The sequence below is a fragment of the Streptomyces sp. NPDC002754 genome, from assembly GCF_053592315.1.
Window position 1 is genome coordinate 1 of record NZ_JBSFVM010000053.1, and the last position, 20,536, is coordinate 20,536.

Sequence of the window (20,536 nt, forward strand, 5' to 3'; positions counted from 1 at the left end):
AGCGCAAGGAGTCCAAGGAACTCGTCACGGTCGACCCGGACAACGAGGTCGAGTTCTTCTACCTGCGCCCCAAGGATATCAAGCCCCGCCGACGATAGAGGCGCGGAGCCCCGTGGCCGTGACGACGGTTCGGTGGAGGGGCACCGGGTGCTTATTGCTCATCTGTTGCAGTTAGCATGGGTGGGCAAGGGGAGTTCGGTCGGGCTGAGGCGGCGATGGGTGGATATGTGATTCGCGTGGCCGGGGACGGCGACGTGGACGAGGCCCGGGCCGTCATGCTGGACACCGTGTACCGCGACCTGCGCTCCGGGTACGTGCCCCGCTGGCACGCCGACATCATCGACCCGGTCGCCCACTACCTGCGCCCCGAGCGGTGCGTGCTGCTCGTCGCCGAGCACCGGGAGAGCGGTGAGATCGTCGCGACCGGCGCCGTCCGTGACCGAGGGCCCGCCGCCCCGCCCAACCCGCAGTGGGTCGCCGACCGTTTCCCCTCCGGGTCCACCGCCCAGCTGTGCCGGATCTACGTACGCCCCGAGCACCGTAGGAACGGACTCGCGCGGGAGCTCGTGCGGGAGCTGACCGACTTTGCGGCCGGGGTCGGGGGGTACGAGGCGCTGTACCTGCACACCGATCCCGCCGTGCCGGGCGCCGAGCCCTTCTGGCGGTCGATCGCCCAAGAGGTGTGCGACGAGCGGGAGTTGGCGGGCGGTGGCCAGGGCATCGTGCACTTCGAGCTGCCGCTGACCGCGCCGGTTCCCGCGTACGCGCCCGTCGGCTGATGCGGCGCCGCGGCTTTCTGCTGGCGGCGGCCGGGATCGGGCTGACGTCCGCCTGTGGTTCGTTCACCGGGACCGCGCGGCGCGGCCGGATCGCCGTCGACCTCGCCTTCGCGCCCACCCAGGGCCTCTCCCCGTACAGCGACGACGGGCTGCTGCTCAGCCGGCTCGCCGTCGTCGACGGGCTCACCCGCATGGACACCTCCGGTGTCGTGCACCCCGCGCTCGCCGAGAAGTGGACCCGTACGTCCGCCACCACCTGGGAGTTCACGCTGCGCGACGCCCGGTTCCAGGACGGCGGGCGGGTCACCGCCGAGGCAGTTGAAGGGGCGCTCACGCGGGCGGGGAAGGCCAAGACGCAGCCGCGCGTGCTCAGCGACATGCGGCTCACCGCGCGCGCCGCGGGGGAGCGGACCGTGCGGATCACGACCGGCACCGCCGACCCGCTGCTGCCCGCACGGCTCGCGAACCCGTCGCTCGCGATCTTCTCCCCGGCCGCCTACGGGAAGGGGGAGCGCGTCGATCCCGTCGGGACCGCCACCGGGCCGTTCGCGCTGACCGAGGTGAGCGGGGCGGTGTCCGCGACGCTCGACCGCTTCGACGGGCACTGGCGCGGCAAGGCGGCGGCGCGCGGCCTCGACGTGACCTTCGTCGCCGACAACAACGCCCGTGCCAACGCGCTGCGTTCGGGCCAGATCGAGATCGCCGAGTTCGTGCCCGCCGCGCAGGCGCTCGTCCTCGGCGACCGCGCACGGGAGGTCGCCACCGTGCGCACCACGACCCTGTACCTGAACACGCGGACCGGTCCGCTCGCGGACGCCGGGCTGCGGGCCGCCGTGCGGGAGTCCGTCAACACCTCCGCGCTCGCGCGCAGCGTGTACGAGGGGTACGCCACGCGGGGCACGGGCCTGCTGGGCCCCGGTTTCGCCTGGGCCGACGGGAAGCAGCTCCCCGTCACGGGCCGCGCGGAGGCGGCGAAGCCGCGCGGGCAGGCGCTCACCCTCGCCACGTACACCAACCGGGCCGAGCTGCCCGAGGTCGCCGCTGCGCTCCAGCAGCAGCTGCGGCGCGCCGGGTTCGCGGTGCGGCTCGTCGTGAAGGACTACGCGCGCCTCGAATCGGGCGCCCTGGACGGGGAGTACGACGCGTTCCTGATGTCCCGGTCCACCGCGCTCGACACCGGCGACCCGGTCTCGTACTTCGCCTCCGACTTCACCAGCGGGGGCAGCTTCAACATCTCCCAGCTGAGCGACCGCGGTGTGGACGCCGTCGTGCGCGAGGCCGCCGGGCTCGAAGGCGCGGCGCGGCACCGGGCCATGCTGCGCGCCGAGGCCGCGATCCTCGGCACCGACGCGGCCGTGCCGATCGTCCACGAACAGCATCTTCAGGGCGTCGGGGCCGGGGTGCGCGGGGTCGTCCTCGACCCCTATGAACGACAGTTCGTCGGCTTGGAGACGAGCGCCTGATGCCTCGTGCCCGCAACAACCGGATGAACCTCTCCGTGGCGGTGGGCCGGGTCGGCGCCGCCGCCGGGCTGCTCGTGCTCACCGCGCTGCTTCCCTGGCTGACCCGTACCGACCCCGCGCTCACCGTGCTGCACGCGCGCTACGGCGACGCGCCGACGACGCCGAAGCAACTCGCCGAGGTGCGCGGTCAGCTCGGCCTGGACCAGGGCCCGTTCACGTTTCTCGGGCAGTGGGTGCGGGGGCTCGCGCACGGGGACCTCGGCACGTCGTGGGTGACCGGCGCCGATGTCGCCTCCGACGTGGGCTCCGCGTTCTGGGTGTCCGTGTCCCTCATGGCGTACGCGATGGTGGTCGCGGTCGTGCTCGCGGTGGCGCTCTGCGTGCCGACGCTCCGGCGCGCGCGGCCCGAACCGGCGCACGAGGTGGGCGCGGGGGTCCTCGCCGCGCTCCCCGAGTTCCTTCTCGCCTCCGTCCTCGCGACGCTGTTCGCCGTGCACCTCGGCTGGTTCCCGGCGCAGGGCTGGGCCTCGCCCGCCTCCGCCGTGCTGCCCGCGCTCGCCCTCGGCATCCCGGCGGGGGCCGTGCTCGGGCGGCTCGGCCAGGACGCGCTGCCCGCCGCGTTCGCCGAACCGTGGGTGCGTACGGCGCGGGCGAACGGTCTGCCGCGCTCGCGGATCGCCCGGCACGTGGCGCGGCGCGCGCTGCCCGCGGTGCTGCCGCAGGCGGGGCTCACGGTGGTCGGGCTCACCGGGGCCGCGGCCGCGGTGGAGGCGGTCTTCGCGATTCCGGGGCTCGGCGGCACGGCCGTCGCGGCCGCGCTCGACCTCGACCTGCCGCTCCTCCAGGGCTGCCTGGTGGTGCTGCTCGCGCTGGGTGTGGTGGCGGCGGTGCTCGTCGGCCTCGGGCGGCGCCGACTGCTCGGGCCCGCGCTCGAAGCGGGTGCGCTCCCGGGGCTCGCGATGGTGCCGGGGGTCGGGCGCGGGCGGCTGTACGCCGCCGGGGCGCTGGCCGCCGCGCTGCTCGTCGTCATCGTGTGGGGCCTGACCCGCGACCCGCTCCAGGTCGACCTGGCCGCCCGGCTGTCCGGGCCCTCCGGCGCCCACCCCTTCGGCACGGACGCGCTCGGCCGTGACGTCCTCGCCCGGCTCGGCCACGGGGCGCTGCGCACGCTCGCCGTCGCGGCGGCCGTCTGCGCCGTGTGCTTCGTGGTGGGCGTCGGCCTGGGCCTGATGCGGTGGACCGCGGGGCTCACGGAGGTCGCCAACGCCATGCCGGCGATCCTGGCGGGCCTCCTTGTCACCGGGCTTTTCGGGGCGGGGGTCGAGGGGGCGGCGGTCGCAGTCGCCGCGGTCGGCTGGGCGCCGCTCGCCGCGCACACGGCGGCCGTCGCGGAGGCGGAGCGGGGGGCCGGGTACGTCGAGGCGGCGGTGGCCTCCGGCGCGGGGCGGTGGCAGGTGTTGCGGTGGCACGTGTTGAGCGCGGTCGTTCCCACGGTGGGGCGGCATGCGCTGCTGCGGCTCGCTCCGACGACCCTGGCGCTCGCGTCCCTCGGTTTCCTCGGGCTCGGTACGCAGCCGCCCACGCCGGAGTGGGGGCGGCTGCTGATGGAGAACCTTCCGTACGCGGAACGGGCGCCGTGGTCGGTCCTCGCCCCCGCGGTGGGCCTGGCCGGCGTGGGCGCGATGGTGGTCCTGGCCTCCGCCGGTGCCCTTGGGCGGAAACGTTGACCGGCCACGGGGCTCCGCCCCGGACCCCGCTGCTCAATCGCCGCAGGGGCTTGGAAGGCCTGCTCGATCGCCGCAGGGGCTTGAAAGATCGCCTCAATCGCCGGCGGGGCTTGATCTATCAAGCCCCGCCGGCGATTGAGGTGCGGGGGCCGGGGCGGAGCCCCGGGGGCGCAACCACGGTGCTGCGGGGGCTGCCGGGGTACCTACGGATGCTCGCCGGTACCCAGCTCGCCTTCAACCTCGGCTTCTACGCCGTCCTCCCCTACCTCGCCACCCACCTCGCCAACACCATCGGCCTCGCCGGCTGGGCCGTGGGCCTCGTCCTCGGCCTGCGTACGTTCAGCCAGCAGGGCCTCTTCGTGGTCGGAGGCGCGCTCACCGACCGGTTCGGGCCCCGGCCCGTCGTACTGGCCGGATGCCTGCTCCGGATCGCCGGATTCGTATGGCTCGCCTTCGCGGACAGCACGGCCACCGTCATCGCCGCGGTCGTCCTCGTCGGGTTCGCCGCCGCGCTGTTCTCGCCCGCCGTCGAGTCGGAGGCGGCCCGCGAGGCCGTCCACCACGAGCGCGCCACCGGCGTCCCGCGCGCCCAGGTGCTCGGCGTCTTCTCGGCGGCCGGGCAGGCCGGCGCGTTCCTCGGGCCGCTGCTCGGCACCGCGCTGCTGTACGCCGGGTTCCGCGCCGCGTGCCTCGCGGGCGCGCTCGTCTTCGTGGGGGTGCTCGCCGGGCACGCGCGCCTGATGCCGCGCCGCGAGCGCGCCCCCGGCACGTGCCGCGTCAAGGGCGGCCGCGCCGTCTTCGCGAACCCCCGCTTCCTCGCGCTCTGTCTCGCGTACAGCGGCTACCTCATCGCCTACAACCAGCTCTATCTCGCGCTGCCCGTGGAGCTCACCCGCGCCACCGGCTCGCAGGACGCGGTGGGCCTCCTCTTCGCGCTGTCCTCGCTGCTCGTCGTCGGCGCCCAGCTGCCCGTCACCCGCTGGTCCGCGGCCCGGATCGCGCCGCGGACCGCGCTGACCGTGGGCCTGCTGCTCGTGGCGGCGGGCTTCGCGACGGTCGCGGCCACGGCCCCGTACCTCCCGAGCCGCACCCCGTACGCGCTGCTGCCCGCCTGCGCGCTGGTCGTGCTGCTCACGCTCGGCCAGATGCTGCTGGTCCCGGCGGCCCGCGGGCTCGTCCCTGACCTGGTCGACGAGCGGCACCTGGGCCTCGCGACGGGGGCGCTGTCCTCCGTGTCGGGACTCGCCGTGCTGGCCGGGAGCGCCGGAACGGGCGCGCTGCTCACCCTTCCCGCGCCCGCCCTGTGGTCGGCGCTGGCGGCGGTACCGCTGGTGGCGGCGGGACTCGCCCGCTTCGTGACACCCGTGCGAACGGAGTGAGGCCATGTCAGCCCAGCTGTCTGACGAGCGGGGTGCGGTCTCGGGGCTCCGCCCCGGACCCCGCGGGCTCTCGTCACAAGTGCGGGGCTGGAGATGCCTGCTCGATCGCAGCAGGGGCTCGAAGGCCGCCGGAGGCCATGGCACGGGTCTGGGCCTACTACCCTGGAGGGGTGACTATTCGCCTGTACGACACCAGCGCCCGGCAGATCCGTGACTTCGAGCCCCTCACACCGGGCTGTGTCTCGATCTACCTGTGTGGCGCCACGGTGCAGGCGGCCCCGCACATCGGGCACATCCGGTCGGGGCTCAATTTCGACATCATGCGCCGCTGGTTCACGTACCGCGGCTACGACGTCACGTTCGTGCGCAATGTGACGGACATCGACGACAAGATCATCAAGAAGGCCGGGGAGCAGCACCGGCCCTGGTGGTCGATCGGGTACGAGAACGAGCGGGCGTTCAACGACGCGTACACCGCGCTCGGTTGCCTGCCCCCGACCTATGAGCCGCGTGCCACCGGGCACGTGACCGAGATGGTCGAGATGATGCGCGGCCTCATCGAGCGCGGGCACGCGTACGAGTCCGACGGGAACGTGTACTTCGACGTCCGCTCCTTCCCCGGCTACCTGCAGCTGTCGAACCAGGAGCTGGACAACCTGCTCCAGCCCGAGAGCGAGGGCGAGACCGGCAAGCGGGACTCGCGCGACTTCGCCATGTGGAAGGCCGCCAAGCCCGGCGAGCCCAGCTGGGAGACGCCGTGGGGCCGGGGCCGTCCCGGCTGGCACCTGGAGTGCTCCGCCATGGCCCACAAGTACCTGGGGTCCGCGTTCGACATTCACGGTGGCGGGATCGACCTGATCTTCCCGCACCACGAGAACGAGATCGCGCAGGCCAAGGCCTTCGGCGACGACTTCGCGACGTACTGGGCGCACAACTCGTGGGTCACCATGTCCGGCGAGAAGATGTCGAAGTCGCTGGGGAACTCGGTCCTCGTCAGCGAGATGGTCAAGCACTGGCGCCCCATCGTGCTCCGGTACTACCTCGGCACCCCGCACTACCGCTCCACCATCGAGTACAGCGAGGACGCGCTGCGCGAGGCCGAGTCGGCGTTCGCCCGGATCGAGGGCTTCGTGCAGCGGGTGACCGAGCTGGCGGGCGGCACGGTCGCGCCCGCCGCCGAGGTACCCCCCGCGTTCGCCGACGCCATGGACGACGACCTGGGCGTTCCGCAGGCCCTCGCCATCGTGCACACCGCGGTGCGGCAGGGGAACTCCGCCCTCGCCGCCGACGACAAGGAAGCCGCCGTCGCCCGCCTCGCCGAGGTGCGCGCCATGCTCGGCGTCCTCGGCCTCGACCCGCTCGACGAGCAGTGGGCGGGCTCGGACACCGGCTCGGGCGGCGAGCTGCACGGCGTCGTCGACCACCTCGTTCGGCTCCTGCTCGAGCAGCGCGAGGCGGCCCGTGCCCGCAAGGACTGGGCCACCGCCGACGCCATCCGCGACCGGCTCAAGCAGTCCGGTCTCACCATCGAGGACAGCCCTTCGGGGCCGCGCTGGACGCTCGGCTGACCACCGCCGAGCAGCCGAATGTGCTGCCCGGCGCTTCGGGCGGCACACTTCATAGACGTACGCACCCATATAACCCGCAGAACCCACAGACTCCGTAAGAGACAGGTAGGTCATGGCCGCCAACAGCAACCGCCGCATGTCCGGCAAGAAGGGCGCGCAGGTAGGCAGCGGTGGCAATCGGCGCCGCGGCCTCGAGGGCAAGGGCCCCACGCCGCCCGCCGAGATGCGCAAGGGTCACGCCAAGCAGAACGCCGCGAAGATCAAGGCCAAGCGTGCCCAGTCAGGCCGCCCCACGAACCGCACCGGCGGTCCGCGCGGCAAGTCCGCGTCCGAGATGGTCGTCGGCCGCAACCCGGTCGTCGAGGCGCTGCGCGGCGGCGTGCCCGCCACGACGCTGTACGTGCAGCAGTTCATCGACAACGACGAGCGGGTGCGCGAGGCCCTCCAGGTCGCCGGTGAGCGCGGCGGGATCCACCTCATGGAGGCCCCGCGCCCCGAGCTCGACCGCATGACCAACGGGCTCAACCACCAGGGCCTCGTCCTCCAGGTCCCGCCGTACGAGTACGCGTTCCCCGAGGACCTCGCCGGCGCCGCGTACGACGCGGGCGTCGACCCGCTGATCGTCGCGCTCGACGGCGTCACCGACCCGCGCAACCTCGGCGCCGTCGTCCGTTCCGTCTCCGCCTTCGGCGGCCACGGCGTCGTCGTGCCCGAGCGGCGCGCGGCCGGGATGACGGCGGGTGCGTGGAAGACGTCCGCCGGGACCGCGGCGCGCACGCCGGTCGCGCGCGCCACGAACCTGACCCGCACCCTGGAGCAGTACAAGAAGGCGGGCATCGCCGTGGTCGGCCTCGCCGCCGACGGAGAGCACACCGTGGGTGACCTGAAGGCCCTCGGCGGCCCCGTCGTCATCGTCGTCGGCAGCGAGGGCAAGGGCCTGTCCCGCCTGGTCGGCGAGACCTGCGACTACCGCGTCCGCATCCCGATGCCGGGCGGCGCCGAGTCGCTGAACGCCGGTGTCGCCGCGGGCATCGTGCTGTACGAGGCGGCCCGCCGCCGCGGCTGACCGCGCCCCCTGTCCGGGCCCCACGATCCCTGACGGGATCTTTGACGGGGCCCGGACATTTCGGTGGCGCTGAGGCAGTGTCCTAAACACTCATCACTCGGTTAGATGAGTGTGGACACCAGAACGCCCCGCACACCCTCGGGTGACCGCACGTCGGGATTCGACGAAGGTCCAGCGCTGAGCATGGTGAAGGTTCCGTGCGATCCGGCGCAGGTCATCGTCAACCACGCGAGTTTCCGCGTGCGGCTCCCCACGGCGCAGCAGCCGCAACTCCCGCGCATCTCACGGCACTTGAGCGCCACGGGCGTGGCCGGAGCCGACGCGGCGACCGCCCGCATCCCCGTCATCACCGCGGCAGGGACGCCCGGCGCCAGGCGCCGCCCCGTCGTCAGAGCCGGCGGAGGCCTCGACACCAGCGGGCTCCTGCAGGGCGCGCGCCGCTCCGGCGAACCGGACGAAGGCACCGCCACCCAGGTCATCCCGCGCGTCGACGAGCGCGACTTCGCCGACGACCTCGGCCTCTACCGCGATTCACCCACGGGCGAGACGGACCAGGCCACGCGGATCCTGCCGCGCATGCGCCACTCCGGCAGCGCCTTCGAGGAGTCCGGCGAGCTCGACCAAATCCCGTACGGGGACGACGGGTTCGACGTACAGATCGGTTCGCCGGACGGCGGCAGGGACGGCGGCGCCGACGGCGAGACCACCGCCGCCCGCCGCTACGGGCCCGTCCGGCACGCCTACTACCCCGGCCGCCGGATGAACCTCGGCGTCGTGCTGCTCCCGCTGCGCGTCTTCCTCGGCTTCATCTCCATCTACGCCGGCATGGGCAAGCTCTGCGACCCCGTCTACTTCGACGGCGGGGAGCGCGGCTCGATGGTCAAGTGGCTGCACTCGCTGCACCCCTGGGCCCTCGCCGAACCGCTCCGCGACTGGGCGCTCCAGCACCCCGTCGGCGCGGGCCTCGTGATCGCCTTCCTCCAGGTCATCGTCGGCGTCCTCACGGTCCTCGGTCTGTGGCAGCGGATCGCCGCCAGTGTCGGCGCGCTGCTCTCCGCGGCGCTGCTCGTCACCGTCAGCTGGAAGACCCTCCCCGCCTACGACGCGCCCGACATCATCTACCTCGCCGCCTGGTCCCCGCTGATCATCGCCGGTGCCCCCGTCTACTCCATCGACGGACGGCTCGCGGGCGGCGCCTGGCGGCGGCTCGGACCGCGCGCCGCGCTGTGGGACCTGCGCGGCTACGTCCTGCGCCGCGGCACCGTCGTCGCGACCCTCGTCATCGGCGGCACGCTGCTCATCGGCTCGGTCCTCGGCGGCGCCGTCCGCGACGCCGACCGGGTCACCGCCCCGGGCCCCGGCGACGCGCCCCGCAACGAGGTGCCCGGCTCCCCGCTCCCCTCCGAGCCCGGCAGCAGCGCCCCGCAGCGCCAGCACAGCAAGAGCCCGTCGGCCTCGTCCTCCAACGCGCCGACGCGGGGCGCCACATCGCGCCCGTCCGGTACCCCCAGCTCCGCCGGCGCGACCGCGGGCACGAGTACGGGCACGGGCGCCACGAGCGGCACCCCGACGACGCCGACCCAGGGCACCACCGCGGGCCAGGCCCCGCCCCAGGAGTCGGCGCCGCAGCAACAGCAGCCGCCTGCGAGCACCGGCGGCTCGCCGAGCTCGGGCGGCACCTCGTCCGGCGGCCAGGACAGCCAGAAGCCCGGCCTGGTGGGCGGACTGCTGGGCCACTGACGCCCGCTTCCTCCCCGTACGTCGATGGGGCCCCGCACGATTCACGTGCGGGGCCCCATCGACGTACGTACGACGAGAAGCGGGCTCAACGGCCCTGGGCGGCGAGCTCCTTCGCGGCTTCCGTGAGGTCCTTCGCCGTGTCGATCGCTCGCCAGTACGCGCCCTGCGGGAGCTGGAAGCCGGCCAGCCGCTTGGCGCGGGCAAGGCGCGGGAACGTGGCGCGCTCGTGGTCCCCGAGGTCCGGCAGCAGCGAGGCGAACCCGGCGGAGAAGACGTACACGCCCGCGTTGATCAGATACGGGGACGGCGGCGCCTCGATGAAGTCCGTGATGTGGCCGAACGCGTCCGTCTCCACGGCGCCCCACGGGATCCGCGGGCGGGCGAGGGCGAGGGTCGCGGTGGCCTCCCGCTCGTGGTGGAAGTCGGCCATCTCGCGCAGCGAGAACCGCGTCCAGATGTCGCCGTTCGTGGCGTACCAGGGCTGTTCCTGGTGAGGCAGGTGGGAGGCCGCGAACTTCAGGCCGCCGCCGCGGCCGAGCGGCTCCTTCTCGACGACCGTGGTGACCCGCAGCGGCAACTCCGCCTGGTCGAGCCACTCCTGGAGCACCTCGGCGAGGTGGCCGCAGGAGATGACGGCGTCCGTGACGCCCTCCTCGGCGAGCCAGGTCAGCTGATGGCCGATGATCGGTGTGCCCGTGCCGGGGATCTCCACCATCGGCTTGGGCCGGTCGTCGGTGTACGGGCGCAGCCGCGAGCCCTGGCCGCCCGCCAGGACCACGGCCTGGGTGGGGCGGTGGGGGTACGGATGCGGGCCGTGCGCGGACGGTTCAGCGGTCGTCATGACCGGAACTGTACGTGCGCACGACCCGCGGGGATGCCGACGGCTCGACGGTCGAGTGCGGCTCGGGACCGGTTCACGGCTCGGGGCCGGTCCGGTGCTCAGGCCCGGAAGCCGGCCACACCCGAGGCGAACGAGGTGTCACAGACAGGTCGGGAGAAGGCCTGCGCGCGCGCCGGACCGTAGGTCTCCACGGCAGCCCGGCCGAGAGCCCTGGCGATCGCCATGCAGTGCCGGGCGAGCGACGGGCGGCGGTCGATCTCCTGCTGGAGGTGAGTCAGTGCAACGCCGGGGTTCTCCTCCTGGAGTTCGAGGAGGAGGCGGTCACGCAGTACGTCCTGGGGGGCGCGCGGCTTGGCGCGCTTGGAGACGTCCTGTGATGAGGCCGTGAGGACCGAGTCCGAGGAGTTCCCGGACCAGTCGACCCGGGTGACCGCGAGCGTCCCGGAGAGCACCAGCATCACCGGCAGGACGAAGGCGAGGGTACGGGCGGCGCGGCGGGCGGGGCCCCGGCCCCGAGCTCGGCGCGACTTCTGGGTGTAGTTGGCAGAGTGCGTCACGCGAGTGAGCGTAGCGCTCGGTGATGATTTGGCGACATTTGGTCACTCTGATGAGGGACGAGCAAAGAGGTTTTGTTGCATACGTGTTGACGTTGCTGGGCCAAATGCCCGGGTTGTCGGGGTATTTGTCGACAATGACGCGTGGACGCGCGAGGGCCCCGCACCGAAGTGCGGGGCCCTCGCGGTCGGTTGTGCGGCGCGTGCGGCGCGTGCGGCGTGCGCGGCCTGTGCGGCCGTCAGTCGGAGAGGCGCTCGCCCGTGGAGGCAGAGAACACGTGGGTCTCGCCGGCGCGCGGCACGACGTGCAGCGTGGAGCCCTTCTCCGGCACCTGGCGGCCGTTCACACGGACGACCAGGTCCTTGTGCTCGCCGTTGACCTCGGCGGCGCCGTAGACGTAGCCGTCGGCGCCGAGCTCCTCCACCACGTTCACGGAGACCGCGAGGCCGGCCGGGGCGTCCGAGACGTCCTTGGCGAGGGACTTCGCGGCCTCGCCGTTCGTCTCGACGATGTCGAAGTGCTCCGGGCGGACGCCGACGTGGACCGTGCGGTCGCCCTTGTCGGATGCGGCCTTCAGCGCCTCGCGGCTGACCGGGACGACCGAGTTGCCGAACTTCACGCCGCCGTCGGTGATCGGGACCTCGACCAGGTTCATGGCCGGGGAGCCGATGAAGCCGGCGACGAAGAGGTTCTTCGGGCGGTCGTACATGTTGCGCGGGGAGTCGACCTGCTGCAGCAGACCGTCCTTGAGGACCGCCACACGGTCGCCCATCGTCATGGCCTCGACCTGGTCGTGGGTGACGTAGACGGTGGTGATGCCGAGCCGGCGCTGGAGCGAGGCGATCTGCGTACGGGTGCTGACACGGAGCTTGGCGTCGAGGTTCGACAGCGGCTCGTCCATGAGGAACACCTGCGGCTCACGCACGATCGCGCGGCCCATCGCCACACGCTGGCGCTGACCACCGGAGAGCGCCTTCGGCTTGCGGTCCAGGTACTCGGTGAGGTCGAGGATCTTCGCGGCTTCCTCGACCTTCGTGCGGATCTCCGCCTTGTTCACGCCGGCGATCTTGAGCGCGAATCCCATGTTGTCGGCGACGGACATGTGCGGGTACAGCGCGTAGTTCTGGAACACCATGGCGATGTCCCGGTCCTTCGGCGGCAGGTGCGTGACGTCGCGGTCACCGATGCGGATCGCACCGCCGTTGACGTCCTCGAGACCCGCGAGCATCCGCAGGGAGGTCGACTTGCCGCAGCCGGACGGGCCGACGAGGACGAGGAACTCGCCGTCCTCGACCTCGATCTCCAGGCCGTCGACCGCGGGCTTGGTGGACCCGGGATACACACGGGTCGCCTTGTCGAACGTGACAGAAGCCATGGCTGTGAAGCCCCCTTCACCGGCAGGAACGTGCCGGACGATCCGTTGTAAAGAAGGTGAACCGCCATGGCGGTGCCACGGCGGTGAAGCACTGGTGTAGTCCACGCGAGTGAACTGCTCGGACCTTAAGCGGCGGGCAGTGTGTTTGTCAGTACCCGGGAGCAGGTGACCTTCGAGGAAATTTTCGATGGGTGCACGCCCGGGGTTGGTTACACTGCTCGGGCTGCCTCCTTAGCTCAGATGGCCAGAGCAACGCACTTGTAATGCGTAGGTCGTCGGTTCGAATCCGACAGGGGGCTCGGCAAGGCCCAGGTCACCGCGTGTGACCTGGGCTTTTTGTTGCGTGGCTGCTCGGTCAGTGTCGCCCCGCCACCCGGTCCGCCCACGTCGCCAGGCGGGAGGAGTCCGGGGTGTGGGTGGTGAGTTCGCGGCGGTCGGCTGCGTAGTACGTGGCGTACATGCCGTGGACGCCGAGCCAGCGGAGGGGTTCCGGTTCCCACTTGCGGACCTTGTGGTTGGCCCAGGGGAGGGTGGTGAGGTCGGTGGGGCCCGACTGGCCGGAGTCCTGTTGGACGAGGTCGCGGAGGGTGCGGGCGGCCAGGTTCGTCGTGGCGACGCCCGAGCCGACGTAGCCGCCCGCCCAGCCGAGGCCCGTCGAGCGGTCCAGGGTGACGGTGGCGCACCAGTCGCGGGGGACGCCGAGGACGCCGGACCAGGCGTGGTCGACCTGGATGCCGGCGAGCTGGGGGAAGAAGCGGGTCAGGATCTCGTACAGCGCCTCGATGGTCTTGGGCTGGGTGCGGCCGTCGTTGTCCGTGCGGGAGGCGTAGCGGTAGGGGACGCCGCGGCCGCCGAGCGCGATCCGGTCGTCCGCCGTGCGCTGGGCGTACATGTAGGCGTGGGCCATGTCGCCGAGGGTTTCGCGGCCCTCCCAGCCGATGGACTCCCACTGGGCGGGGGTCAGCGGCGCCGTGGCGATCATGGAGGAGTTCATGGGGAGCCAGGTGCGGCGCTGGCCCTTGAGGGAGGCGGTGAAGCCCTCGGTGCAGCGCAGGATGTAGGGGGCGCGGACGGTTCCGTACGGGGTGATCGCGTGCTTGGGCTTGATCTCCGTGACGGGCGTTGATTCGTGGATCGTGACGCCGAGGGACTCCACTGCCGCTGCCAGGCCCTTGAGGAGTTTCACCGGGTGCAGGCGGGCGCCGTGCGGGGTCCAGGTCGAGCCGACGGCGCCGGCGACGCGGATGCGGTCGGCGGTCTCGCGGGCGCCGTGCAGGGTGCGGTCCTTCTCACCGTAGGTGAGTTCTGTTTCGTGGAAGGACTTCAGGCGCGCCAACTGGGCCGGAGTGTAGGCGACTTCGAGTACGCCGCCGTGGTGGATGTCCGCGTCGATGGACTCGGCGCGGGCCACGTCGATGACCTCGGTGACCGTCTCGTTCATGGCCTGCTGGAGGCGGACCGCTCCGTCGTGGCCGTGGAGCTTGGCGTAGCGGTCGCGGCCCGCGATGCCGTTGTAGAGCCAGCCGCCGTTGCGGCCCGACGCTCCGTAGCCGCAGAACTTCTGTTCCAGGACCGTGATCCGCAGGAACGGGGCGGCCTGCTTCAGGTAGTACGCCGTCCACAGGCCCGTGTAGCCGCCGCCGACGATGACGACGTCCGCGCTCGCGTCGCCGGACAGGGGGTCGCGGGTGAGCGGGATGCCGTCGTCCGCGTACCAGAACGATATGCCGCCGTTGATCGTGCCGGTGGTGTCGCGGGGGCCACCGGGGCCACTGATGCCGTTGCTCATGGCGCGGGACGTTACTGGGCCGCGACGGAATGCGGGAGGGGTGAGGTGATGGTTTCGTGGCATATGTCGCCTGTGGGCGGCCCTGGGTCGCTGCGGTGGCGGTCGTCCCGCTGGGGGGGACGGCTACGGCTCGATAAGGGCGGCGACACCGTATTGCGTGTCTCGATGGAGGCCGGGAAGCTCCCCGTGTGCCACCCCGCCGTATCCGCGAACCAGCCCGGTCAATGCCATCTGAACCGTGTCCCCGGCAAGCTGGTTCGTGCCTTCCAGGCTCACAGGCTGGTGTGAAGAGCATGCCGTCCGTTACGCCTCCGGTCGGCCAAGGCGTGCGATTCCTCCCGAGCGTGAACGCCCGGGGTTCCTCGCGAGATTTCGCTGAAGATCGCCGATACGGTCGACGGGCTGCGCTCCTCCGCGTTCGACTCGGCCGTGATGTACGACGAGGACGCCTTCGAGGAGGTGCTCAAGGACGCGGGGGTTCCCGGAAATTGACGGGATCCGACGGCCGGGCGGGAATTAGGGTCGGCTGCGTGATCGACGTACCCGCAGGCCTTGTTGAGTCGCAGTACGCGTACGCGGGTGAGGCGGGCCGCGCGTTCGTCGCGGCGCTGCCCGCGCGCGTGGACGAGTTTCTGGAGCGCTGGGAGTTGGCGGTCGACGGGCCGCTGATGCACGGGATGGCCGCGCTCGTCGTGCCCGTGGTGCGCGACGGTCGGCAGGCGGTCCTCAAGTTCCAGGTGCTCGACGAGGAGACCGAGGGCGAGCCCGTCGCGCTGCGGGCGTGGGACGGCGACGGCGCCGTGCGACTCCTCGCGTACGACGACGGGACGGGCACGATGCTGCTCGAACGGCTCGGATCCGAGCGGATGTTGAGCGACGTGGCGGACCCGCGCGAGGCGGTCCTGGTGATCGCCGAGCTGCTCGCGCGGTTGACGGCGGGGCCCGCCCCTGAGGGCATGCGGCGGCTCTCCGACATCGCCGCGCGGATGCTCGCGGACGCCCCGGAGGCGCTGCGTCCGGTGGCCGACCCGGCGGAGCGCTCGCTGCTGGCCGACTGCGCGGCCGCGGTGCGGGAGGTCGCGGACGAGCCGGGGGACCGGCTGCTGCACTGGGACCTGCACTTCGAGAACGTGCTGGCCGCCGATCGCGAACCGTGGCTCGCGATCGACCCGAAGCCGCTGGCCGGTGACCCGGGTTTCGACCTGTGGCCCGCGCTGAACAACCGTTATGAGCCGCAGGAGTTGGTGTGGCGGTTCGACGCGATGAGCGGGGTCCTGGGGCTCGACCGGGAGCGGGCGCGGGCGTGGACGCTCGGCCGGGTTCTCCAGAACGCGCTGTGGGACATCGAGGACGGGCGGGAACTCGGTGCGGTGGACCTGGACATCGCGCGGCGGCTGCGCGCGCACCCTGGGAGTTAGTCCCGGGCGGCCGGGTGTCAGTGGCGCGGATTAGTCTGCCGCCATGATTCGTACCGCCACCCCTGCCGACGTCCCCGTCATCCACACCATGGTCCGCGAGCTCGCCGACTACGAGAAGGCGCTGCACGAGGCGCGGGCGAGCGAGGAGCAGTTGCGCGAGGCGCTGTTCGGCGAGCGCCCGGCGGCGTACGCGCACATCGCCGAGGACGCGGAAAGTGGGGAGCCGGTCGGTTTCGCGTTGTGGTTCCTGAACTTCTCGACGTGGCGTGGTGTGCACGGCATCTACCTGGAGGACCTGTACGTACGTCCCTCCGCGCGCGGTGGCGGCCACGGCAGGGCGCTGCTCACGGAGCTGGCGCGGCTCTGCGTGGAGCGGGGGTACGAGCGGCTGGAGTGGTCGGTGCTGAACTGGAACACCCCGTCCATCGAGTTCTACGAGGCGATGGGCGCGCGGCCGCAGGACGAGTGGACGGTGTACCGGCTGACGGACGAGGCGCTGAAGGCGGTGGGTGCCGCGTAGGGTGGCGCGAGGATGCATTCTCTGACTAGGGTCAGAGAATGCGTGAGGATGGGGACGGCGGCGTCGGCGACGTCGCGCGGGTGCGGCGGTTCAACCGCGTCGTCAGTGAGCGCGTCGGCGTGCTCCAGGAGCGGTTCCACGGCACCGAGCGGCCCTACGGGCAGGCCCGGCTGCTCTGGGAGATCGGGGAGGCCGAAGCGCCGCTCGATGTACGGAAGTTGCGGGAGCGGCTAGGGCTCGACTCCGGGTACGTCAGCCGGCTGCTGCGCGCTCTGGAGGCGGACGGGCTCGTGGTGGTGGAGCCGCTGGAGCGGGACCGGCGGGTGCGTACCGCGCGGCTCACGGAGCGGGGGCGCGGCGAGTGGGCCGTGCTCGACCGGCGCAGCGACGAGGCCGCGGGCTCGCTGCTCGCTCCGCTGAGCCCCGCCCAGCGGGGCCGCCTTGTCGCCGCCATGGCCGAGGTGGACCGGCTGCTCACGGCCGGCACGGTCACGCTGGACGAGGTCGCGCCGGACCATCCCGACGCGGAGCTGTGCCTGCGCGGCTACTTCGCCGAGCTCCAGGAGCGGTTCGACACGGGCTTCGACCCGGCGCACAGCCTCCTCCCCGACGCCGGTGAACTCCGGGCGCCGCACGGCCGGTTCGTCGTGGCGCGGCTGCACGGGGAGCCGGTCGGCTGCGTCGGCCTGAAGCTTCCGCCGGGTGGTGCGGCCGAGGTGAAGCGGATGTGGGTGGCGCCGCGGGTGAGGGGTCTCGGGCTTGCGCGCCGTTTCCTGGCGGAGATGGAGGCGCGGGCCGTGGGGCACGGTGCGGTGGTGCTGCGCCTGGACACCAACAAGGCGCTCAGCGAGGCGATCGGGCTGTACCGGGCGTTCGGGTTCGAGGAGGTCGAGGCCTTCAACGACGAGCCGTACGCGCATCACTGGTTCGAGAAGCGGTTGAGCTGAACCGGGGTGACGTTGCGGGGCTCGGCTCTGCTCCGGTCTTCGACGTCACGTTCGGTTGAGGTCGAGGCCGCGGGTGAGGGCGGGCCGCCGCAACGCCAGCGTCGTCGCCTCGATGGCGCTGGTGAAGGAGACCTCGGAGAGCACGCCGGGCGCCGCCACCATGTCGCCCGCCAGGTAGACGCCCTCGCCGCGGTCGATCGCGGGGCGGTCGCGCCAGGTCGTGCCGGGGCGGTCGAGCGCTCCCGTGCGCCCCTGGGCGAGGGCGTCGCGGCGCCAGGTCGTGCGCTCGCGCCAGCCGGGGAACGCGAGGTCGAACAGGCCGTCGGCGCGCGCGGAACCGTCCGCCTTGGACTCGTCGGGCGCGATCGGGACCTGGCCCTGGATCAGGCTCTCGCCGTGCGGGGCCAGGGACTTGTCCTGCGCGGTGAACCGTTCGATCCAGGCCGGGAAGTCGAGGCCCGACACCGCGAAGGCGTCGCCGCGCCGACTGTGTACGGCCAGGTCGATCAGCGTCGTACGTCCGCTGTCCCAGACGAGCGAGTCGTCCTTGAGGAGGCGGCGGGCCGCGTCGAGCGAGGTCGCGACGACGACCGGGGTGTCGGTGGGCAGGGTGTCGATCCGGCTGAGGGTCTCCATGCGTACGCCGAGGTTCCAGGCGCGGGACGCCATCCGGTCGACGACCGAGGACCAGCCGCCGACGGGGTACTGGGCCTCGGGCGGCACCTTGGCGGTGCGGCGCAGGCGTTCCTGGACGAAGCGGGCCGAGAGCGATCCGGGGTCGTGGTGGAACAGGGCGACGGCCGTGTAGTGGGCGGCGGCGCGGGCGGCGTGCGGGCCCGCGACGCGGGTGGCCCAGGTGGTGAAGTCCTCGTCCACGGGGGCGAGTTCGGGCCTGTGGCGCAGGAGGCGGAGCAGGGCGGCGGGCGGGGTGCGGTGCACGGCGCCGTCGCGGTGGAAGCGCAGCCGGGCGCCTTCGAGCGGCGGGATCGGGGCGAGCGGTCCGAGCAGCTCGCGCCGGCGCAGCCAGGTCCAGTGCGGGCCGCCGTTGTAGAGGGCGTGCGGGCCTTCGTGGGTGAGGTAGGGGCCCTCGGCGGTGCGGGCCCGGCCGCCGAGGGTGTGGTGCGCTTCGTGCAACGTGACGCGCGCGCCCGCCTCCGCCGCGGTGATCGCGGCGGTGAGACCGGCGAGACCTCCGCCGATGACGGTGAGGGCGGGGGTGGGGTGGCGCATGGGGTACTCCGTACGTCGTCGGGTGGCTCGAGGCGGCCTTCACGGGTACGACGTGTGGGGCGGGCGCGGATGTGACATCGCGCGGTTTGTGCAGGTCTTGGGGGCGGGCGGGGATTGTCAGTGGGGGCGGGCAGCATGGGGTCATGAGCGACAGGCGTGGTGGAACGGGTCGGTCCGCGGGATCGGCCGCGGCGAAGGTGAAGAAGGCACGGCGGCCGCAGGTGCGGCTGCCTCCGTTGGCGCCGTGGGAAGGGCGCGGCCTCGAACCCGACGGGGACTACGACGGGGTGGAGTTCCGCGACGTCGACTTCGCGGGGGAGGCGGGGGTCGGGGCGCGGTTCATGGACTGCGCGCTGGAGGCGTGCGCGCTCGACGAGGCGGGCCTCGCGCGGGCCAGATTCATCGACTCCGTGCTGAGGGACGTGCGGGGTGTGGGCACGGACCTGGCGGGGGCGTCGCTGCGGGACGTGGAGGTGGTCGACGCCCGGCTCGGCGGGGTGCAGTTGCACGGGGCGGCACTGGAGCGGGTGGTGATCAAGGGCGGGAAGATCGACTACCTGAACCTGCGGAAGGCGCGCCTCAAGGACGTCGTGTTCGACGGATGCGTGCTGCTGGAGCCGGACTTCGGGGGCGCCCGCCTCGAGCGGGTGGAGTTCGCGGGCTGCGTGCTGAAGGGCGTCGACTTCTCGGCGGCGACCCTGACGGACGTCGACCTGCGGGACGCGGCGGAGCTGGGGATCGCGCGGGGCGTGGACCGGCTGGGCGGTGCGGTGATCTCGCCGACCCAACTCATGGACCTGGCCGGGGTGTTCGCGGCGGAGCTGGGGGTGCGGGTGGAGTAGGCGCGCTTTGGTCGGTACGGGGCCGGTTGCGGGATGCGGTTACGGGATGCGGGGGAAGCGGGCCTGAAGGTCCCACAGGGCCGGGTTGTCGGCCAGGCCCTCGTGCAGGTCCGTGAGGTCGGCGAGCAGGTCGTGCAGGAAGTCCCGTGCCTCGCGGCGCAGTGCGGAGTGGGAGAAGTTCAGCGGGGGCTCCTCGGTCGGCATCCAGTCGGCCGCGATGTCCACCCACCCGAAGCGGCGCTCGAAGAGCATGCAGTCGCTGGACTCGGTGAAGTCCAGTTCCGCGTGCTGCGGGGTCGCGGAGCGGCTGCCGCGCGGGTCCCGGTCCAGCTGCTCGACGATGTCGCACAGCGCCCACGCGAAGTCGAGCACCGGCACCCACCCCCAGGCTGTGGACAGCTCCCGGTCGGCCTTGGTGTCGGCCAGGTACACGTCGCCGCAGAAGAGGTCGTGGCGCAGCGTACGGACGTCCGCGCGCTGGTAGTCCAGCTGCGGCGGGTCCGGGAAGCGGCGGGAGAGGGCGTAACCGATGTCGAGCACGTAGAGATGGTGTCACGGGCGGGAGCGCCGGATTCACGGAGCCGTGGCCCGGTCCTCACGGCAGCGGGCCCCGCTTCTCACGGCAGCGGACCCCGGTCCTCACGGCAGCAGGCGCTGTTCCTTCGCCACCGCGACGGCGCCTGCCCGGGTGTCCACGGCGAGCTTGTCGTAGATCCGGCCCAGGTGGGTCTTGACCGTGGCCTCGCTGATGAACAGGGCCTTGGCGATCTCCCGGTTGCCGATGCCGTGCGCCAACTGGGCGAGGATGTCGCGCTCGCGGTCGGTGAGGGTGGGCCGTGGCTTGCGCATATTGGCCATCACGCGGCTGGCCACCGGGGCGGAGAGAGCGGTGCGGCCCTCCGCGGCCGCGTGGATCGCGGCGAACAGCTCCTCGGGCCGCTCCGCCTTGAGCAGATAGCCCGTCGCGCCCGCCTCGATGGCGCGGGTGATGTCGGCGTCGGTGTCGTACGTGGTCAGAACCAGGACGTGCGGGGTGGGCGCCGGTCCCGACGTGAGGCGGCGGGTCGTCTCCACGCCGTCGATGCCCGCGCCCAGCTGGAGGTCCATGAGGACCACGTCGGGCCGGAGTTTCGCGGCCAGCGCGATCGCCTCCTCCCCGGCCCCGGCCTCACCGACGACCTCGATGTCCGGAGTGCTGTCGAGCAACGCGAGCAGCCCGGCCCGCACGACGACGTGATCGTCACAGAGGAGGATGCGAATGGGCGTGGTCATGACGGTGGGCTCCAGTTCAGTTCGG

General features: G+C 72.5%; 18 protein-coding genes and 1 tRNA gene. 12 read left to right on the forward strand and 7 right to left on the reverse strand.

Translation table 11 applies throughout. The features are described from left to right. The first annotated feature begins 176 nt into the window (after positions 1-176). From ACWD2L_RS39550 to ACWD2L_RS39580, 7 genes are all read left to right on the forward strand, one after another. Positions 177-779 (forward strand): GNAT family N-acetyltransferase, encoded by a 603-nt coding sequence (locus ACWD2L_RS39550; protein ID WP_451193635.1) that lies wholly within the window; start codon positions 177-179, stop codon positions 777-779. Then, positions 779-2,242 carry an ABC transporter substrate-binding protein gene (locus ACWD2L_RS39555; protein WP_351340844.1) on the forward strand — a complete coding sequence of 488 codons (1,464 nt, stop codon included), beginning with the start codon at positions 779-781 and terminating at the stop codon, positions 2,240-2,242. The genes ACWD2L_RS39550 and ACWD2L_RS39555 overlap by 1 nt, the downstream gene beginning before the upstream one ends. Beyond that, entirely contained in the window at positions 2,242-3,969 is a 1,728-nt protein-coding gene (locus ACWD2L_RS39560; protein WP_451193638.1) for an ABC transporter permease subunit, read from the forward strand. The genes ACWD2L_RS39555 and ACWD2L_RS39560 overlap by 1 nt, the downstream gene beginning before the upstream one ends. A 209-nt stretch (positions 3,970-4,178) precedes the next feature. Continuing rightward, the gene (locus tag ACWD2L_RS39565; RefSeq protein ID WP_351343477.1) at positions 4,179-5,348 is read left to right on the forward strand and encodes an MDR family MFS transporter; all 1,170 of its coding nucleotides are present in this window, start codon (positions 4,179-4,181) and stop codon (positions 5,346-5,348) included. 170 nt (positions 5,349-5,518) lie between these two features. Continuing rightward, positions 5,519-6,916, forward strand: coding sequence for a cysteine--tRNA ligase (cysS, locus tag ACWD2L_RS39570; RefSeq protein WP_351343451.1), 1,398 nt, complete (start codon positions 5,519-5,521; stop codon positions 6,914-6,916). A gap of 112 nt (positions 6,917-7,028) precedes the next feature. After that, a complete protein-coding gene (rlmB, locus tag ACWD2L_RS39575) occupies positions 7,029-7,982 on the forward strand; it encodes a 23S rRNA (guanosine(2251)-2'-O)-methyltransferase RlmB (RefSeq protein ID WP_351343453.1) in 954 nt (317 codons plus the stop codon). Between the two features lie 111 nt (positions 7,983-8,093). Next, positions 8,094-9,722, forward strand: a complete 1,629-nt coding sequence (locus tag ACWD2L_RS39580; RefSeq protein ID WP_351343479.1) for a DoxX family protein — start codon at positions 8,094-8,096, stop codon at positions 9,720-9,722. 85 nt (positions 9,723-9,807) lie between these two features. On the opposite strand, the gene ACWD2L_RS39585 is transcribed toward ACWD2L_RS39580, so the two are convergent. From ACWD2L_RS39585 to ACWD2L_RS39595, 3 genes are all read right to left on the reverse strand, one after another. Then, on the reverse strand, positions 9,808-10,563 hold the full coding sequence (locus tag ACWD2L_RS39585) for a nucleotidyltransferase family protein (protein WP_351343455.1): 756 nt from the start codon (positions 10,561-10,563) through the stop codon (positions 9,808-9,810). Between the two features lie 98 nt (positions 10,564-10,661). Further along, positions 10,662-11,120: a hypothetical protein gene (locus ACWD2L_RS39590; protein ID WP_351343457.1), complete on the reverse strand. Its 459-nt coding sequence runs from the start codon at positions 11,118-11,120 to the stop codon at positions 10,662-10,664. Between the two features lie 236 nt (positions 11,121-11,356). Further along, positions 11,357-12,493, reverse strand: a complete 1,137-nt coding sequence (locus tag ACWD2L_RS39595; RefSeq protein ID WP_351343459.1) for an ABC transporter ATP-binding protein — start codon at positions 12,491-12,493, stop codon at positions 11,357-11,359. A 225-nt stretch (positions 12,494-12,718) separates the two neighbouring features. Between ACWD2L_RS39595 and ACWD2L_RS39600 the strand changes: the two genes are divergently transcribed. Further along, positions 12,719-12,792, forward strand: a tRNA-Thr gene (locus ACWD2L_RS39600). Between the two features lie 56 nt (positions 12,793-12,848). On the opposite strand, the gene ACWD2L_RS39605 is transcribed toward ACWD2L_RS39600, so the two are convergent. After that, a complete protein-coding gene (locus ACWD2L_RS39605; RefSeq protein WP_351343461.1) occupies positions 12,849-14,282 on the reverse strand; it encodes an NAD(P)/FAD-dependent oxidoreductase in 1,434 nt (477 codons plus the stop codon). A gap of 515 nt (positions 14,283-14,797) precedes the next feature. On the opposite strand from ACWD2L_RS39605, the gene ACWD2L_RS39610 reads away from it, so the two are divergent. The 3 genes from ACWD2L_RS39610 to ACWD2L_RS39620 are packed head-to-tail and all read left to right on the forward strand — an operon-like array spanning position 14,798 to position 17,167. Continuing rightward, positions 14,798-15,700 (forward strand): aminoglycoside phosphotransferase family protein, encoded by a 903-nt coding sequence (locus ACWD2L_RS39610; RefSeq protein WP_451193653.1) that lies wholly within the window; start codon positions 14,798-14,800, stop codon positions 15,698-15,700. Positions 15,701-15,743: 43 nt separating this feature from the next. Continuing rightward, positions 15,744-16,220, forward strand: coding sequence for a GNAT family N-acetyltransferase (locus ACWD2L_RS39615; RefSeq protein ID WP_351343465.1), 477 nt, complete (start codon positions 15,744-15,746; stop codon positions 16,218-16,220). A gap of 38 nt (positions 16,221-16,258) precedes the next feature. Continuing rightward, a complete protein-coding gene (locus tag ACWD2L_RS39620) occupies positions 16,259-17,167 on the forward strand; it encodes a bifunctional helix-turn-helix transcriptional regulator/GNAT family N-acetyltransferase (RefSeq protein WP_351343467.1) in 909 nt (302 codons plus the stop codon). A gap of 45 nt (positions 17,168-17,212) precedes the next feature. Here ACWD2L_RS39620 and ACWD2L_RS39625 read toward each other — a convergent pair whose 3' ends face one another. Next, complete coding sequence (locus ACWD2L_RS39625; protein ID WP_351343469.1) at positions 17,213-18,397, reverse strand: NAD(P)-binding protein; 1,185 nt, start codon at positions 18,395-18,397, stop codon at positions 17,213-17,215. 143 nt (positions 18,398-18,540) lie between these two features. On the opposite strand from ACWD2L_RS39625, the gene ACWD2L_RS39630 reads away from it, so the two are divergent. Continuing rightward, positions 18,541-19,239: a pentapeptide repeat-containing protein gene (locus ACWD2L_RS39630; protein WP_351343470.1), complete on the forward strand. Its 699-nt coding sequence runs from the start codon at positions 18,541-18,543 to the stop codon at positions 19,237-19,239. Between the two features lie 39 nt (positions 19,240-19,278). Here ACWD2L_RS39630 and ACWD2L_RS39635 read toward each other — a convergent pair whose 3' ends face one another. Together ACWD2L_RS39635 and ACWD2L_RS39640 are read right to left on the reverse strand one after the other, a co-directional pair. Then, positions 19,279-19,779, reverse strand: a complete 501-nt coding sequence (locus ACWD2L_RS39635; protein ID WP_351343472.1) for a hypothetical protein — start codon at positions 19,777-19,779, stop codon at positions 19,279-19,281. Between the two features lie 99 nt (positions 19,780-19,878). After that, positions 19,879-20,511 (reverse strand): response regulator transcription factor, encoded by a 633-nt coding sequence (locus tag ACWD2L_RS39640; RefSeq protein ID WP_351343474.1) that lies wholly within the window; start codon positions 20,509-20,511, stop codon positions 19,879-19,881. Positions 20,512-20,536: the final 25 nt, after the last annotated feature.

Coding starts and splice junctions, on each gene's coding strand:
- ACWD2L_RS39550 (WP_451193635.1), top strand. CDS start 177: ATGGGTGGGCAAGGGGAGTTCGGTCGGGCTGAGGCGGCGATGGGTGGA.
- ACWD2L_RS39555 (WP_351340844.1), top strand. CDS start 779: ATGCGGCGCCGCGGCTTTCTGCTGGCGGCGGCCGGGATCGGGCTGACG.
- ACWD2L_RS39560 (WP_451193638.1), top strand. CDS start 2,242: ATGCCTCGTGCCCGCAACAACCGGATGAACCTCTCCGTGGCGGTGGGC.
- ACWD2L_RS39565 (WP_351343477.1), top strand. CDS start 4,179: ATGCTCGCCGGTACCCAGCTCGCCTTCAACCTCGGCTTCTACGCCGTC.
- rlmB (WP_351343453.1), top strand. CDS start 7,029: ATGGCCGCCAACAGCAACCGCCGCATGTCCGGCAAGAAGGGCGCGCAG.
- ACWD2L_RS39585 (WP_351343455.1), bottom strand. CDS start 10,563: ATGACGACCGCTGAACCGTCCGCGCACGGCCCGCATCCGTACCCCCAC.
- ACWD2L_RS39595 (WP_351343459.1), bottom strand. CDS start 12,493: ATGGCTTCTGTCACGTTCGACAAGGCGACCCGTGTGTATCCCGGGTCC.
- ACWD2L_RS39605 (WP_351343461.1), bottom strand. CDS start 14,282: ATGAGCAACGGCATCAGTGGCCCCGGTGGCCCCCGCGACACCACCGGC.
- ACWD2L_RS39615 (WP_351343465.1), top strand. CDS start 15,744: ATGATTCGTACCGCCACCCCTGCCGACGTCCCCGTCATCCACACCATG.
- ACWD2L_RS39620 (WP_351343467.1), top strand. CDS start 16,259: ATGCGTGAGGATGGGGACGGCGGCGTCGGCGACGTCGCGCGGGTGCGG.
- ACWD2L_RS39625 (WP_351343469.1), bottom strand. CDS start 18,397: ATGCGCCACCCCACCCCCGCCCTCACCGTCATCGGCGGAGGTCTCGCC.
- ACWD2L_RS39630 (WP_351343470.1), top strand. CDS start 18,541: ATGAGCGACAGGCGTGGTGGAACGGGTCGGTCCGCGGGATCGGCCGCG.
- ACWD2L_RS39640 (WP_351343474.1), bottom strand. CDS start 20,511: ATGACCACGCCCATTCGCATCCTCCTCTGTGACGATCACGTCGTCGTG.